This window comes from Acidovorax sp., assembly GCF_046291265.1.
Classification (GTDB): Bacteria; Pseudomonadota; Gammaproteobacteria; order Burkholderiales; family Burkholderiaceae_C; genus Acidovorax.
The window spans coordinates 76,156-88,020 of the sequence record NZ_JBKBTV010000005.1 but is presented as its reverse complement, the minus strand read 5'-3'; the positions used below and the strand labels follow the sequence as shown (position 1 = coordinate 88,020).

The 11,865-nt window shown below is 65.7% G+C and carries 12 protein-coding genes; 7 read left to right on the top strand and 5 right to left on the bottom strand.

Features of this window, described 5'->3' with window-relative positions; translation table 11 throughout:
• Positions 1 to 25: 25 nt before the first annotated feature.
• The 3 genes from ACK41V_RS03610 to ACK41V_RS03600 all read right to left on the bottom strand — a co-directional run bounded on the left by ACK41V_RS03610 (position 26) and on the right by ACK41V_RS03600 (position 2,249).
• Positions 26 to 790 (bottom strand): spermidine synthase, encoded by a 765-nt coding sequence (locus ACK41V_RS03610; protein WP_409777922.1) that lies wholly within the window; start codon positions 788 to 790, stop codon positions 26 to 28.
• Positions 791 to 1,348, bottom strand: a complete 558-nt coding sequence (locus ACK41V_RS03605) for a DNA-deoxyinosine glycosylase (protein ID WP_409777919.1) — start codon at positions 1,346 to 1,348, stop codon at positions 791 to 793.
• Positions 1,349 to 1,424: 76 nt separating this feature from the next.
• A complete protein-coding gene (locus ACK41V_RS03600; RefSeq protein WP_409777916.1) occupies positions 1,425 to 2,249 on the bottom strand; it encodes a TatD family hydrolase in 825 nt (274 codons plus the stop codon).
• 101 nt (positions 2,250 to 2,350) lie between these two features.
• Between ACK41V_RS03600 and ACK41V_RS03595 the strand changes: the two genes are divergently transcribed.
• From ACK41V_RS03595 to ACK41V_RS03575, 5 genes are read left to right on the top strand one after another with little or no spacing between them, the layout of a single operon-like run.
• On the top strand, positions 2,351 to 3,274 hold the full coding sequence (locus ACK41V_RS03595; protein ID WP_409777913.1) for a S1C family serine protease: 924 nt from the start codon (positions 2,351 to 2,353) through the stop codon (positions 3,272 to 3,274).
• Between the two features lie 43 nt (positions 3,275 to 3,317).
• Entirely contained in the window at positions 3,318 to 4,334 is a 1,017-nt protein-coding gene (locus ACK41V_RS03590; protein WP_409777910.1) for an AAA family ATPase, read from the top strand.
• 21 nt (positions 4,335 to 4,355) lie between these two features.
• Positions 4,356 to 5,369 (top strand): DUF58 domain-containing protein, encoded by a 1,014-nt coding sequence (locus tag ACK41V_RS03585; protein WP_409777909.1) that lies wholly within the window; start codon positions 4,356 to 4,358, stop codon positions 5,367 to 5,369.
• A gap of 53 nt (positions 5,370 to 5,422) precedes the next feature.
• Positions 5,423 to 6,466, top strand: a complete 1,044-nt coding sequence (locus tag ACK41V_RS03580) for a VWA domain-containing protein (RefSeq protein ID WP_409777906.1) — start codon at positions 5,423 to 5,425, stop codon at positions 6,464 to 6,466.
• Positions 6,467 to 6,503: 37 nt separating this feature from the next.
• Entirely contained in the window at positions 6,504 to 6,752 is a 249-nt protein-coding gene (locus ACK41V_RS03575; RefSeq protein WP_409777903.1) for a hypothetical protein, read from the top strand.
• Positions 6,753 to 6,823: 71 nt separating this feature from the next.
• Here ACK41V_RS03575 and lolD read toward each other — a convergent pair whose 3' ends face one another.
• A complete protein-coding gene (lolD, locus tag ACK41V_RS03570; RefSeq protein ID WP_409777901.1) occupies positions 6,824 to 7,618 on the bottom strand; it encodes a lipoprotein-releasing ABC transporter ATP-binding protein LolD in 795 nt (264 codons plus the stop codon).
• Positions 7,611 to 8,864, bottom strand: coding sequence for a lipoprotein-releasing ABC transporter permease subunit (locus tag ACK41V_RS03565; RefSeq protein ID WP_409777898.1), 1,254 nt, complete (start codon positions 8,862 to 8,864; stop codon positions 7,611 to 7,613). The genes lolD and ACK41V_RS03565 overlap by 8 nt, the downstream gene beginning before the upstream one ends.
• An 80-nt stretch (positions 8,865 to 8,944) precedes the next feature.
• Between ACK41V_RS03565 and ACK41V_RS03560 the strand changes: the two genes are divergently transcribed.
• Positions 8,945 to 9,907 carry a phosphoglycerate mutase gene (locus ACK41V_RS03560; protein ID WP_409777895.1) on the top strand — a complete coding sequence of 321 codons (963 nt, stop codon included), beginning with the start codon at positions 8,945 to 8,947 and terminating at the stop codon, positions 9,905 to 9,907.
• On the top strand, positions 9,904 to 11,619 hold the full coding sequence (gene recJ / locus ACK41V_RS03555) for a single-stranded-DNA-specific exonuclease RecJ (protein ID WP_409777892.1): 1,716 nt from the start codon (positions 9,904 to 9,906) through the stop codon (positions 11,617 to 11,619). The genes ACK41V_RS03560 and recJ overlap by 4 nt, the downstream gene beginning before the upstream one ends.
• Positions 11,620 to 11,865 lie beyond the last annotated feature (246 nt).

The following is an 11,865-nucleotide window of genomic DNA, read 5'->3' as shown; positions in this document are numbered from 1 at the left end:
GGGCGCCACGGTGCAGCGTTGCAGCTCAGGCGGCCACGGGTTTGAACACCCGCAACCATTTGCTGGTGGGCAGGCCCCATCGGGCCTGAATGGCCTCGGCCCGGGCGGCAAGCTCGGTGCGTTTGGGCCGCAATGGCGTCCGCTGGGCCAACACCACGGTATTGCCTTCACGCGTGGGCTTGAACGCCCACAAAGCATCGTCGCCAAAAGCCTGCGCCATGCTTTTCAAGCTGCGATCAAAGCTGGATGCACGGCCAAACAGATTGACGGTCATGCTGCCGGTTTCGGTCAACAGGGCCCGGCAATCGGCATAGAAGTCAGGGCTGTCGAGCACGGGAGCGGCCGCGTCGTGGTCATACAGGTCCACGGCCAGCGCGTCCACCGTGCCCAGCCACATCGGGTTCTTGATTTCCTGCGCGGCATCGGCAATCACCACGCGCAGCTTGGGGCCGTCGGGCGGCAGCTTGAACCACTGGCGGCACACGGTCAGCACCTGGGGGTTCAGTTCAATCGTAGTGGTACACACGCGCAGCTTTTTGTGGCAAAACTTGGTGATGGCCCCTGCCCCGAGGCCCAGCTGCATCGCATGGCCCTTGGACACCTGGGCCGGGTCGGCAAACAGCAACCAGGCCATCATGCGCTGCACGTATTCCAGCTCAATCTCGAACGGCTGATCGACACGCATGGAGCCTTGAATCCAAGGCGTTCCCAGATGCAGATGGCGCACCTCGCCATCGTCCGACACGCTGACTTCCGGCAGTTCTATTGATTTCTCTTTTTTTCGGGTCATTCACAACAATCCGTGCCGGGCCATCAGATCCGCCCAGGCAGCCAATTTACGTTCAAAACTCCAGGAGGCATTTGCCGGGCTGGTGGAGGGCAGCTTAATGGATTCGATGGGTGCGCTGGCCACGTCCGCTGCGGGCGCCTGCAGGCTGCGCAGCACCTGAGGGGCGTGCTTGAAGCTTTCTGCCCCGTTGTGGGCAATGGCGCTCAACCCAGGGCAATGCGCGCGCAGCAAGGCAAAGTCATTGACGATGGCCTCGCGGATGGCAGTGTCCAGGCTGCCCTCGCGCACGCAGCTCGCGTATACATCCCACACCCCCAGGCGATGATCGAGCAGCCATTGGCACCGCTCGGCGTAGCTGCCGGGGCCCGAAGGCAAGGCATCCTGCGGCCACAGCGCCTGCAAAATGCGCCAAAAATGGTTTTGCGGGTGCCCGTAGTACTGCCGCGCCCGCAAGGACGCGATGCCCGGGAAACTGCCCAGTATCAGCACCCCTGTGCGCGGCGAGACCACGGGGGGCAACCCCAACAGCCGCTCACCCACGGCAATCGTCTGCGTCATCAGATATCTCTTCCCTGAAAAGTCCTACGGAGCGATGTAGGTTGTGTCTCGACGGGGTCCGACCCACTTTGGCGATTCAACACAAAAGCGCTTCCAGCCTGGGCAAGGCCCGCACGGCATTGCGTCGGGTGGTTTGGGCCAACTGGTCTATCGGATCTCCACGCAGCAGAGCAACCTCTTGGGCAATGCGTGGCAACTCTCCGGGCGCATTGCGCCCCTGCGGAAGTCCCGCGGATCGCTCGGCAGCCGTGGCATACAACCAATGGGGAGGAATGTCGGGCGCATCGGTTTCCAGCACCAAGGCATCGGCGGGCAGTTCGGCCGCCAGGCGGCGCAACTGCAGAGCGCGGTCGTACGTCACGGCGCCACCGAAGCCGAGCTTGAAGCCCATGGATACGAACGCTTTTGCTTGCTGCAGGCTGCCGTTGAACGCATGGGCAATCCCGCTTTGCACCGGCAGATCACGCAGCCCCTTGAGCAACTTGTCCGCAGAGCGGCGCACATGCAAGATCACGGGCAGGTCAAACCGGCGGGCCAGCTGCAACTGGGCACGGTAAAAGCGCTCTTGCCGCACCGGGTCCAGCCCCGGCACAAAGTAGTCGAGTCCGATCTCGCCAATGGCCACCAGGCGCGGGTCGGCACCGTGTTGCTCCAGCATTTCTGTCAGCAACGCCACGTCTCCGTCGTCGGCACGCCCTGTGTACAGCGGATGAATCCCCAGCGCGTAGCTGTCCCCATACTGGTGCGCCAACAACCGAACCGTGTCCCAGTTGCTGCGCTCCACCGCAGGAATCACACAGTGACCAACGCCTTGGCGGGCTGCCGCGCCGCGCACGGCGTCGCGGTCAGCATCAAATTCAGGCGCATCCAGGTGGCAATGGGTATCAATCCATACAGTCATGCAGGGATGATGCCCGATGAAACCCCGCAAGTGCATTTGGCATCGATCCGTGCTACCGTGAAAACCGTGCGCCCGTTTGCGGCGTAAGTAAAGGTGACAGGATGCCCCGGCCCGCCCTCTACAGCAGCTCCCGCCATGCGCGACGCCCCGCACCGGACGCGGGCGCACCGATGGCCGCCACCGTTGCAGACGCCTCGCCCACCGCATCGCCCGCGACGCCGACCGGTGTCACCGGCATCTCCAAACGCCACCTGCGCACCTTGTGGTCGGTGGTGTTGCTGCTTACCGCGTTGCTGGTCACCAGCCTATGGCTACACCAGCGCCCCAACGACCGCAAGATCACCCAGGAAGACATTGACGCCGCCGTGCTGCGCACGCTGGAGACCACCACCCTGCCCTCGGCCGCAGCGCGGGCGGTGGATGCAATTGCGCCATCGGTGGTGCGTGTGGTGGGTTACGGCCGCAGCAAAAATGGCAAGGAAGAGGTGGAGCGGGGCGTAGGCACGGGCGTGGTCATCGTGGACAAAGGAATCATCCTGACCAACCTGCATGTGGTGCTGGGTTCGGACCGCATTGCCATTACGTTCCACGACGGGCTGGAGACCACGGCCAGCATTACCGGCGCGCAGCCCGAGAACGACCTGGCGGTATTGCAGGCCCACAAGGTGCCCGATGATCTGGAGGCAGCTCCCATGCGGTCCACCCAGGACCTGCGCGCAGGCGATCAGGTGGTGGCCGTGGGGTTCCCCTTCGGCATCGGCCCATCGGCGTCGGCGGGGGTGGTGTCAGGGCTCAAACGCGAGTTCACGTCGCCCGAGGGCAAACGCCAGCTCAGCAATCTCATCCAGTTCGACGCGGCGGCCAACCCGGGCAACTCCGGGGGGCCGCTGGTCACCATGGATGGCGAGGTGGTCGGCATCGTCACGGCGATCCTCAACCCGACACCGGCCCGCACCTTCATCGGCATCGGTTTTGCCGTGCCTATTGAGAACGCCGCCTCGGCGGTAGGCATGCCTCCTTTCTGATCGTTTGACCCCATTTTTGCGACTTACCCTCCCAAGGAGCCCCATGGAAGCCACCCCATCGCCCATCGCAACCCACGCATCTACCGCCACGCTGATGGAACAGGTGCTGTACGAAGTCAAACGCGTGGTGGTCGGCCAGGACCGCTTTCTGGAGCGCGTCATGGTCGCCATCCTGGCGCAGGGCCACCTGTTGGTGGAAGGCGTGCCGGGCCTTGCCAAGACGCTCACGGTAAAGACCCTGGCCAGCACCATCCAGGGCAGCTTCAAGCGCATCCAGTTCACGCCCGACCTGGTGCCCGCCGACCTGGTGGGCACGCGCATGTACAACCAGAAGACCGGAGAGTTCAGCACCACGCTGGGCCCCGTGTTCACCCACCTGCTGCTGGCCGACGAAATCAACCGCGCCCCGGCCAAAGTGCAGAGCGCGCTGCTGGAAGTGATGCAGGAGCGCCAAGTAACGATTGCTGGCGAAACGCACAAGGTGCCCTCGCCCTTCCTGGTGATGGCCACGCAGAACCCTATCGAGACCGAAGGCACCTACGCCCTGCCCGAGGCCCAGGTGGACCGCTTCATGATGAAGGTGCTGCTGGGCTACCCCACCGAGGAGGAAGAATTTGTGATCGCCCAGCGCGCGCTCGACCTGCCCGTGCAGGTGCTGCCTGTGGCCACCACCGCGCAGTTGGCCGCGCTGCAGGCCGAATGCCGCACCGTGTATGTCGACCCGTCGATGCTGCAGTACGCCGTCAAGCTGGTGGCCGCCACCCGCGTGCCTGCCAAACACGGGCTGAAGGAACTGGCGGGCTACATCAGCTGCGGCGCCAGCCCGCGCGCCACCATTGCCCTGGCCGAAGGCGCCCAGGCGCTGGCCATGCTGCGCGGGCGCAACTATGTGCTGCCCGAAGACATGACAGACCTGGCCGCCGACGTGCTGCGCCACCGCGTGGCACTGTCGTATGAGGCCTTGTCTGAAGGGTTGGATGCCGATGCGCTGATCTCCCGCATCATGGCCAAGATCCCAGCGCCTGCGCGCCCCCTGCACCACGAGCAGAAAGCCGCCTGAGGGCGACTTGCGTTTTTCACCATGAGCACCACACCCGCCCCCGCACCCCGCACGCTGCCCACCCTGCCCGGGCAGGCAGACCGCCTGCTGCGCGAGCTGGACTGGAAGGTGATTCGCCGCCTGGACGGCCTGCTGCAAGGCGACTACCGCACGCTGATGCGTGGCGGTGGCCTGGATCTGGCCGACCTGCGCGAGTACCAGCCCCATGACGATGTGCGCCACATCGACTGGAACGTGACCGCGCGCTTGAACATCCCGCATGTGCGGGTGTTCACTGAAGACCGCGAGATGTCCGCCTGGTTTCTGCTCGACCTGAGCCCGTCCATCAACTTCGGGCCACAAGGCAACGCCAAGCGCGACATCCTGACCGGCTTTGTGGCGGTGTTGGCACGCCTGTTGACGCGCCACGGCAACCGCGTGGGCGCCATGCTCTACGGCGCAGGCGATACCGCTGCCCGTGCGGTGGACACCGTTTTGCCCCCCCGCAGCAGCCGCGCACATGTGCTGCATCTCGTGCACCAGTTGTTGAAGCCGCCTGCAACCGCGGCAGGCCCGTCAAAACAACAAAAAGGCGGCGCCACCGAGCTGCATCGCTTGTTGCAAACCGGCTTGGCCAACCTGCGCCGCCGGTCCACGGTGTTTGTGGTGTCTGACTTCATCAGTGCACCCGGCTGGGAAAAGCCCCTGGCCCAGTTGGCGCAGCGCCACGACGTGGTGGCCGTGCGCCTGCTCGACCCTCTGGAGCTGGAACTGCCCGATGTGGGCCTGGTCACGCTGCGCGACGCCGAAAGCGGCGAACAACTTCAGGTGGACACCCACGACGCCGGCTTTCGACACCGCTTCGCCCGTCTAGCCGCCCAACGCGAGGCCGTGCTGCGCGAAGGCCTGACCAAAGCGGGCGCCGACACGCTGGAGCTGTGCACCGACGACGACCTGGTCGACGCACTGCTGCGATTCATGGACATGCGCCAGCGCCGCGTGCGCCGCCCTCTGGCGACGTCCCTGGCGTGGACCGCCGAACCGGTGGCCGCGTAAGTAGGTCGCCCACGCCACCCACCACCGAACCCACGCCCCAAGGACACGCCACCATGGTTTTTCTCTGGCCCACCCTGCTCTGGCTGATGCTGGTAGTCCCCGTGCTGGTGCTGCTGTACTGGTGGCTGCTGCACCGCCGCAAAAAAACGGCGCTCAGCTATTCCAGCCTGTCTCTGGTGCGCGAGGCCATGGGCCCCGGCCAGCACCTGCGCCGCCACATCCCGCCCGCGCTGTTTCTGCTGGCACTGATCGCCCTGCTGCTGGCCGCGGCGCGCCCGCTGGCCGTCATCACCTTGCCCTCGCAGGACCAGACCATCATGCTGGCCATGGACGTGTCGGGCAGCATGCGCGCCACCGATGTGGAGCCCGACCGCCTCACGGCCGCGCAAAACGCCGCCAAGGCCTTCATTACCGAGCTGCCCCGCCACGTGCGCGTCGGCATCGTGGCGTTTGCGGGCAGCGCGCAACTGGCCCAGTTGCCCACCCAAAGCCGCGAAGACCTGGTCAAGGCCATCGACAGCTTTCAGCTGCAGCGCGGCACCGCCACGGGCAACGGCATCATGCTGTCGCTCGCCACCATCTTTCCGGATGCGGGCATCGACATCTCGGCCCTGGGCGGCCGCCAAGCCATGCGCCCCCGCCCCATCGACGAGATTGGCAAGCAAGACCCTGCCAAATCCTTCACGCCGGTCGCACCCGGCTCCTACAACTCGGCCGCCATCATCATGCTGACCGATGGGCAACGCACCACGGGTGTCGACCCGCTGGAGGCCGCCAAGTGGGCCGCGGACCGGGGCGTGCGCGTGTACACCGTGGGCGTGGGCACGCTGCAGGGCGAGACCATTGGGTTTGAAGGCTGGTCGATGCGCGTGCGGCTGGACGAAGAAACCCTGAAGGCTGTGGCCACGCGCACCAACGCCGAATACTTTCATGCCGCCACGGCGGCCGACTTGAAAAAGGTGTACGAAACGCTCAGCTCACGGCTGACGGTCGAAAAAAAGGAGACCGAGATCTCTGCGCTGCTGGCACTGGCAGGCGCGGCGCTGGCCTTGCTGGCAGCGGCGCTGTCGGTGTGGTGGTATGGGAGGGTGATGTAGCAATGTCATCAACACATGTTCCAACCAGGAGACATCCATGCGTTCTCTGATCCGGGCCTCGGCCCTTGTGCTGCTTTCGCTGGCCGCGGGCGCCGCGCTGGCCCACAACTGCCCCAACGAAATGAAGGCCATCGACGCCAAGCTGGCCACCAACCCCACGCTGACAGCCGACAACGCCGCCAAGGTCAAACAGTTGCGCGCCGAGGGCGAGATGCACCACAAGGCGGGCAAACACGACGATTCGATGAAAGCACTGGCGGGCGCCAAGAAGATTCTCGGCATCTGACCCCAACGCGGTCCACGCAGCCCACACGGCCCGCTCGCCTTGGCATGGCGGCGGTGCCAGCGGGGCGTGACCTAGCTCAACCGCCCCAGCACCAGCCGCACCACGCGGTCGCAGCGCGCGGCCAGCGATTCATCGTGCGTGACCATCACAAACGCAGTGCCCTGATCTCGCGCAAGCTGCAGCATCAAATCGAACACGCCGTCTGCCGTCGTGCGGTCGAGGTTGCCCGTGGGCTCATCGGCCAGCACACAGGCGGGCCGCGTGACCAGCGCACGCGCAATCGCCACGCGCTGGCGCTCACCGCCCGACAGTTCGGCGGGGCGGTGCATCAGGCGCTCTTTCAAACCGACGGAGGTGAGCACCCGCTCCGCCTCGGCATGGCACTGCGCCAACGGCAGGCGGCGGATGCGCAGCGGCATGGCCACGTTGTCCAACGCGCTGAACTCGGGCAACAGGTGGTGAAACTGGTAGATAAAACCCAAGTGCTGGTTGCGCAGCTGGCCCTGGCGTTCGGCAGACAGCGAAGACATCTCTTCGCCCTTCAACCGCACCGTGCCCGACGTGGGCGCATCCAGCCCGCCCAGCAGATGCAGCAGCGTGCTTTTGCCCGAGCCCGACGCACCGACGATGGCCAGCGTTTCGCCCGCGTGGATCTGCAAGTCCACGCCCTGCAACACGGTCACGTCCAGGCGGCCTTCGGTAAAGCGCTTGGTGATGCCGCGAGCTTCGAGAACCACCTGCGCGCCCGATGCAGCCTTTGCGGAGTTGACCGCCGAGCCGCCGCCGGGCCGCCCCAAGGCGGCGAGCGCCCCCTCGGGGGGCAGCGAGGACACGCCAGTGCCGAGCGTGGGGGTCGGATTACTCATAGCGAAGGGCCTCGGCAGGGTTGACGCGGCTGGCGCGCCAGCTGGGGTACAGGGTGGCTACAAAGGCCAGCACGAGCGAGATGATGCCGATGGGCAGAATGTCGCTGCTTTGCGGCTCGCTGGGCATCTTGCTGATGAGGTAGATGTCCTTGGGCAAGAAGCTCGCGTTCAGCGCCTTCTCGATGGCGGGCACGATCACGTCGATGTTGAAGGCGATGCCCAGGCCCAACAGCAGGCCCACGGCCGTGCCGATGACGCCCACCATGGCGCCCTGCACCACAAAGATGCCCATGATGCTTTTGGGGCTGGCGCCCAGCGTGCGCAGGATGGCGATGTCGGCGCGCTTGTCGGTCACCGTCATGACCAGCGTAGAGACGAGGTTGAAGGCAGCCACCGCCACGATGAGCGTGAGGATGATGAACATCATGCGTTTTTCGAGCTGGACAGCCGCAAACCAGGTGCGATTCTGCTGCGTCCAGTCGCGGATCAGCAGTTGGCCACTCAGGCTGCCCGCCAGTTGCTGCGCCACCTCACGGGCCTGGTGCAGGTCTTTAAGCTTCAGCCGCACGCCCGTGGGGCCTTCCAGGCGGAAGATGCGCTGCGCATCCTCGTGGTGCAGCAGCACCAGGGCCGAGTCGTATTCGTAGTGGCCCGAGTCAAACGTGCCCGCCACCGTCATCTGCTTGAGGCGTGGCACCACACCTGCCGGGGTGACCTGGCCTGCGGGGGCGATCAATGTGACCACATCGCCAGCGCGCACGCCCAAAGCGCGGGCCAGCTCGCCGCCCAGCACCACGCGGAACTCGCCGGGCACGAGCAGGTTGAGGGTTTTTTCATTGGTGGCGGCAAGGTCCGTGACCGAGCCCTCCAGCGCCGGGTCGATGCCGCGCACCAGCGCACCCTTCATGTCCTCGCCGCGCGCCAGCAATGCCTGCGCGGCCACAAAAGGCGCCGCTCCCACGACATTGGGGTTCGCCTTGGCCTCTGCCAGAGTCAGCGCCGGGTCGGCCAGCGCAGCTCCTTGGGGCGCAAAAATCTCGATGTGCGAAACCACGCTGAGCATGCGGTCGCGCACTTCTTTTTGAAAGCCGTTCATCACCGACAACACGATGATCAGTGCCGCCACCCCGAGCGCAATGCCCAGCATGGACACGCCCGAGATGAACGAGATGAAGCCATTGCGCCGCGTGGCGCGGCCCGCGCGCGTGTAGCGCCAGCCCAGGGCCAGTTCGTAGGGAATTTGCATGGATTTGGAAAGAAGGGCCCACACGGTGCGGGTGCATACCGCGGGCCGGGGCAGATTGTGGCATCCCGGACAATAGGCCCATGTCGGACACCACCCATTTGCTCATTCCCTACGCCGCCAGCGCCTCCCAGGGATGCCAGCAAGCCCTGCAGGCCCTGGCCCTGCCCCACCTGGACCGGCTTCTGGCCCGGCTCAGCCCCTCCCCCGCTCACAGTGACAGCGGCGGCGAGGAAACCAGCTTCTCTACCCCCCACGAACATGCCTTGGCCCGCGCATTGGGCCTGCCCTTTGAAGATGACGGGCGCATCCCCTGGGCTGCGTGGCACCGCCAGCAGCAAGGCCTGTCACCCAACGGCTACGCCTGGGCGTTTGTCACGCCCTGCCAGTGGCAGGTCAGCACCGACCACGTCACGCTGCGCGGGCCCGAGCAATTGGCCCTGGACGAAGCGGCATCGCGCGCTTTGCTTGCCATCGTGTCCCCCTGGTTTACCGAAGATGGCATCACCCTGCACTACGACCAGCCCACGCGTTGGCTGGCCAGCAGCCCACTGTTTGCCGACCTGGCCACCGCCTCGCTGGAGCGCGTGCTGCAGCGCGACGTGCGCGCCTGGATGCCCGATGCGAAAGCGGCCCGCACCCTCCACCGCCTGCACAGTGAGATGCAGATGCTGCTCTACACCCACGCCTTCAACGACGAGCGTTCGGAGCGCGGGTTGCCCGTGATCAACTCGTTCTGGGTGCATGGCACCGGCGTCCTTCCCTCTCCCGCCCCGTCTCCTGCCAACACACCAACCGTCCCGAACACCTTGCGCGACGCTGCGCTGAACGAAGACTGGCGCGCCTGGGCCGCCGCCTGGACGGCGCTGGACGCAGGCCCCGTTGCAGGCCTGCTGCGCACATCCGAAAGCGGCACGCCCGTGCAACTGACTCTGTGCGGCGAGCGCAATACGCTGGCCTTCCACACCGCCCCCCGCACCCTGGCCCAACGTTTTCAAAGCCTTTTCAGGCCCCAGCGCTTTATGGACGTTCGCGAAAAGCTATGAAAATAGTAGCAAGAGACATTCCCCCCCGCGCCGCCTGGGCGCTGGAGCAGGCCGGTGTACACCCGCTGCTGGCCCGCCTGTATGCCGCGCGCGGCGTGCGTGCCAAGGACGAACTGGATGACGGCCTGGGCCGCCTGCTACCTCCCTCGGGTTTAAAAGGTATCGACACCGCCGCCCGCCTGCTGGCCGACGCCATGGCGCAGAACAAACGCCTCCTCATCGTGGCCGACTACGACTGCGATGGCGCTACGGCCTGCGCCGTGGGCGTGCGTGGCCTGCGCCTGCTGGGCGCACAAAACGTGGACTATCTGGTGCCCGACCGCGTGACGGACGGCTACGGCCTGACCGCTTCAATAGCCCGCCGTGTGGCCGAGCGCGGCGCCGACATGCTGATCACCGTCGACAACGGCATCGCCAGCGTGGAGGGCGTGGCCGAGGCCAAGGCGCTGGGCCTCACGGTCGTCGTCACCGACCACCACCTGCCCGGCCCCGAGCTGCCCGCGGCCGATGCCATCGTCAACCCCAACCAGCCCGGCTGCACCTTCGAGAGCAAGTCCATGGCCGGCGTGGGCGTGATGTTTTATGTGCTGCTGGCCCTGCGCGCTGAGCTGCGGGCGCGCGGCATCTTTGACGCAGCCACCCAACCCAAGCTCGACCCGCTGCTCACGCTGGTGGCGCTGGGCACGGTGGCCGACGTGGTCAAGCTCGACGCCAACAACCGCCGCCTGGTCGCCCAGGGCCTGAAACGCATCCGAGCGGGTCAGATGCCCCCAGGCATCGCCGCGCTGTTTCATGCGGCAGGCCGCAAGGCACCCGTGGCCACCACGTTCGACTTTGGCTTCGCGTTAGGCCCCCGCATCAACGCCGCTGGCCGCCTCGCCGACATGACGCTAGGCATTGAATGCCTGCTGACCGACGACGCGGGCCGCGCCGCCGAACTGGCAGGCACGCTGGACGGCATCAACCGCGAGCGCCGCGAGATCGAAGGCGGCATGCGCGACCAGGCCATGCTGATGGCCGAAAGCCTGTTTCAGGAAGACGAAGAACCGCCCCCGGCCATCAGCGTGTTCGACCCGGACTTTCACGAAGGCGTGGTGGGCATCGTGGCCAGCCGCATCAAGGACAAGCTGCACCGCCCCACCTTTGTGTTTGCGGCCAGCAGCGCGCCGGGCAAGGAGCACGAACTGAAAGGCTCAGGCCGTTCCATCCCCGGCTTTCACCTGCGCGATGCGCTGGACCTGGTGGCCAAGCGCCACCCCGGCGTGTTGCTGAAATTTGGCGGCCACGCCATGGCCGCAGGCTGCACGGTGGACGCAGACTCGTTCGACACCTTCGAGCAGGCGCTGGCCCAGGTCGCCCAGGAATGGCTGGACGCCGCCACCCTCACCCGCCGCATCGAAACCGACGGCCCCCTGGCCCCAGAATACTGCCGCGCCGACATGGTGGACACCCTGCACCACGAGGTCTGGGGCCAGGGATTTTTGCCGCCCACCTTCAGCGAAGAAGTGCAGGTGCTCAGCCAGCGCCTGGTGGGCGAGGCCAAAAACCACCTGTCCATCAAACTGCTGCACCAAGGCAACCCGGTGGACGCGATCTGGTTCGGCCACACCGAGCAGTTGCCTGCGCGGGTGCTGCTGGCCTTTCGGCTCGATGTAAACGAGTGGAAGGGCGAGCGCAAGGTGCAGTTTTTGGTGGAGGGGGCGCAACTGTAGGTCAGCGTTGCCTCCGACGTGAAGGGCCAAATTATTTGATTCGCTACATGCCTCAGATTGGGCCCAAACCGTTCGAGCTGAGCTTGTCGAAGCCAGGGCGCTTTTTGCAAACAGCCCTTCGACAGGCTCAGGGCGAACGGTCTATCTGAGGTAGGACCTAATCATGCCAAATTACCCTCCAACGCTTTCCTATACAGCGTGAGCAGCTACTCAAACAGTAGCAACCCTGAAGTCGAACCCGTCGGC

What these genes read in the sequence shown, in the direction of transcription:
- ACK41V_RS03610 (WP_409777922.1), bottom strand. Translation starts at nt 790, where the DNA reads ATGACCCGAAAAAAAGAGAAATCAATAGAACTGCCGGAAGTCAGCGTG.
- ACK41V_RS03605 (WP_409777919.1), bottom strand. Translation starts at nt 1,348, where the DNA reads ATGACGCAGACGATTGCCGTGGGTGAGCGGCTGTTGGGGTTGCCCCCC.
- ACK41V_RS03600 (WP_409777916.1), bottom strand. Translation starts at nt 2,249, where the DNA reads ATGACTGTATGGATTGATACCCATTGCCACCTGGATGCGCCTGAATTT.
- ACK41V_RS03595 (WP_409777913.1), top strand. Translation starts at nt 2,351, where the DNA reads ATGCCCCGGCCCGCCCTCTACAGCAGCTCCCGCCATGCGCGACGCCCC.
- ACK41V_RS03590 (WP_409777910.1), top strand. Translation starts at nt 3,318, where the DNA reads ATGGAAGCCACCCCATCGCCCATCGCAACCCACGCATCTACCGCCACG.
- ACK41V_RS03585 (WP_409777909.1), top strand. Translation starts at nt 4,356, where the DNA reads ATGAGCACCACACCCGCCCCCGCACCCCGCACGCTGCCCACCCTGCCC.
- ACK41V_RS03580 (WP_409777906.1), top strand. Translation starts at nt 5,423, where the DNA reads ATGGTTTTTCTCTGGCCCACCCTGCTCTGGCTGATGCTGGTAGTCCCC.
- ACK41V_RS03575 (WP_409777903.1), top strand. Translation starts at nt 6,504, where the DNA reads ATGCGTTCTCTGATCCGGGCCTCGGCCCTTGTGCTGCTTTCGCTGGCC.
- lolD (WP_409777901.1), bottom strand. Translation starts at nt 7,618, where the DNA reads ATGAGTAATCCGACCCCCACGCTCGGCACTGGCGTGTCCTCGCTGCCC.
- ACK41V_RS03565 (WP_409777898.1), bottom strand. Translation starts at nt 8,864, where the DNA reads ATGCAAATTCCCTACGAACTGGCCCTGGGCTGGCGCTACACGCGCGCG.
- ACK41V_RS03560 (WP_409777895.1), top strand. Translation starts at nt 8,945, where the DNA reads ATGTCGGACACCACCCATTTGCTCATTCCCTACGCCGCCAGCGCCTCC.
- recJ (WP_409777892.1), top strand. Translation starts at nt 9,904, where the DNA reads ATGAAAATAGTAGCAAGAGACATTCCCCCCCGCGCCGCCTGGGCGCTG.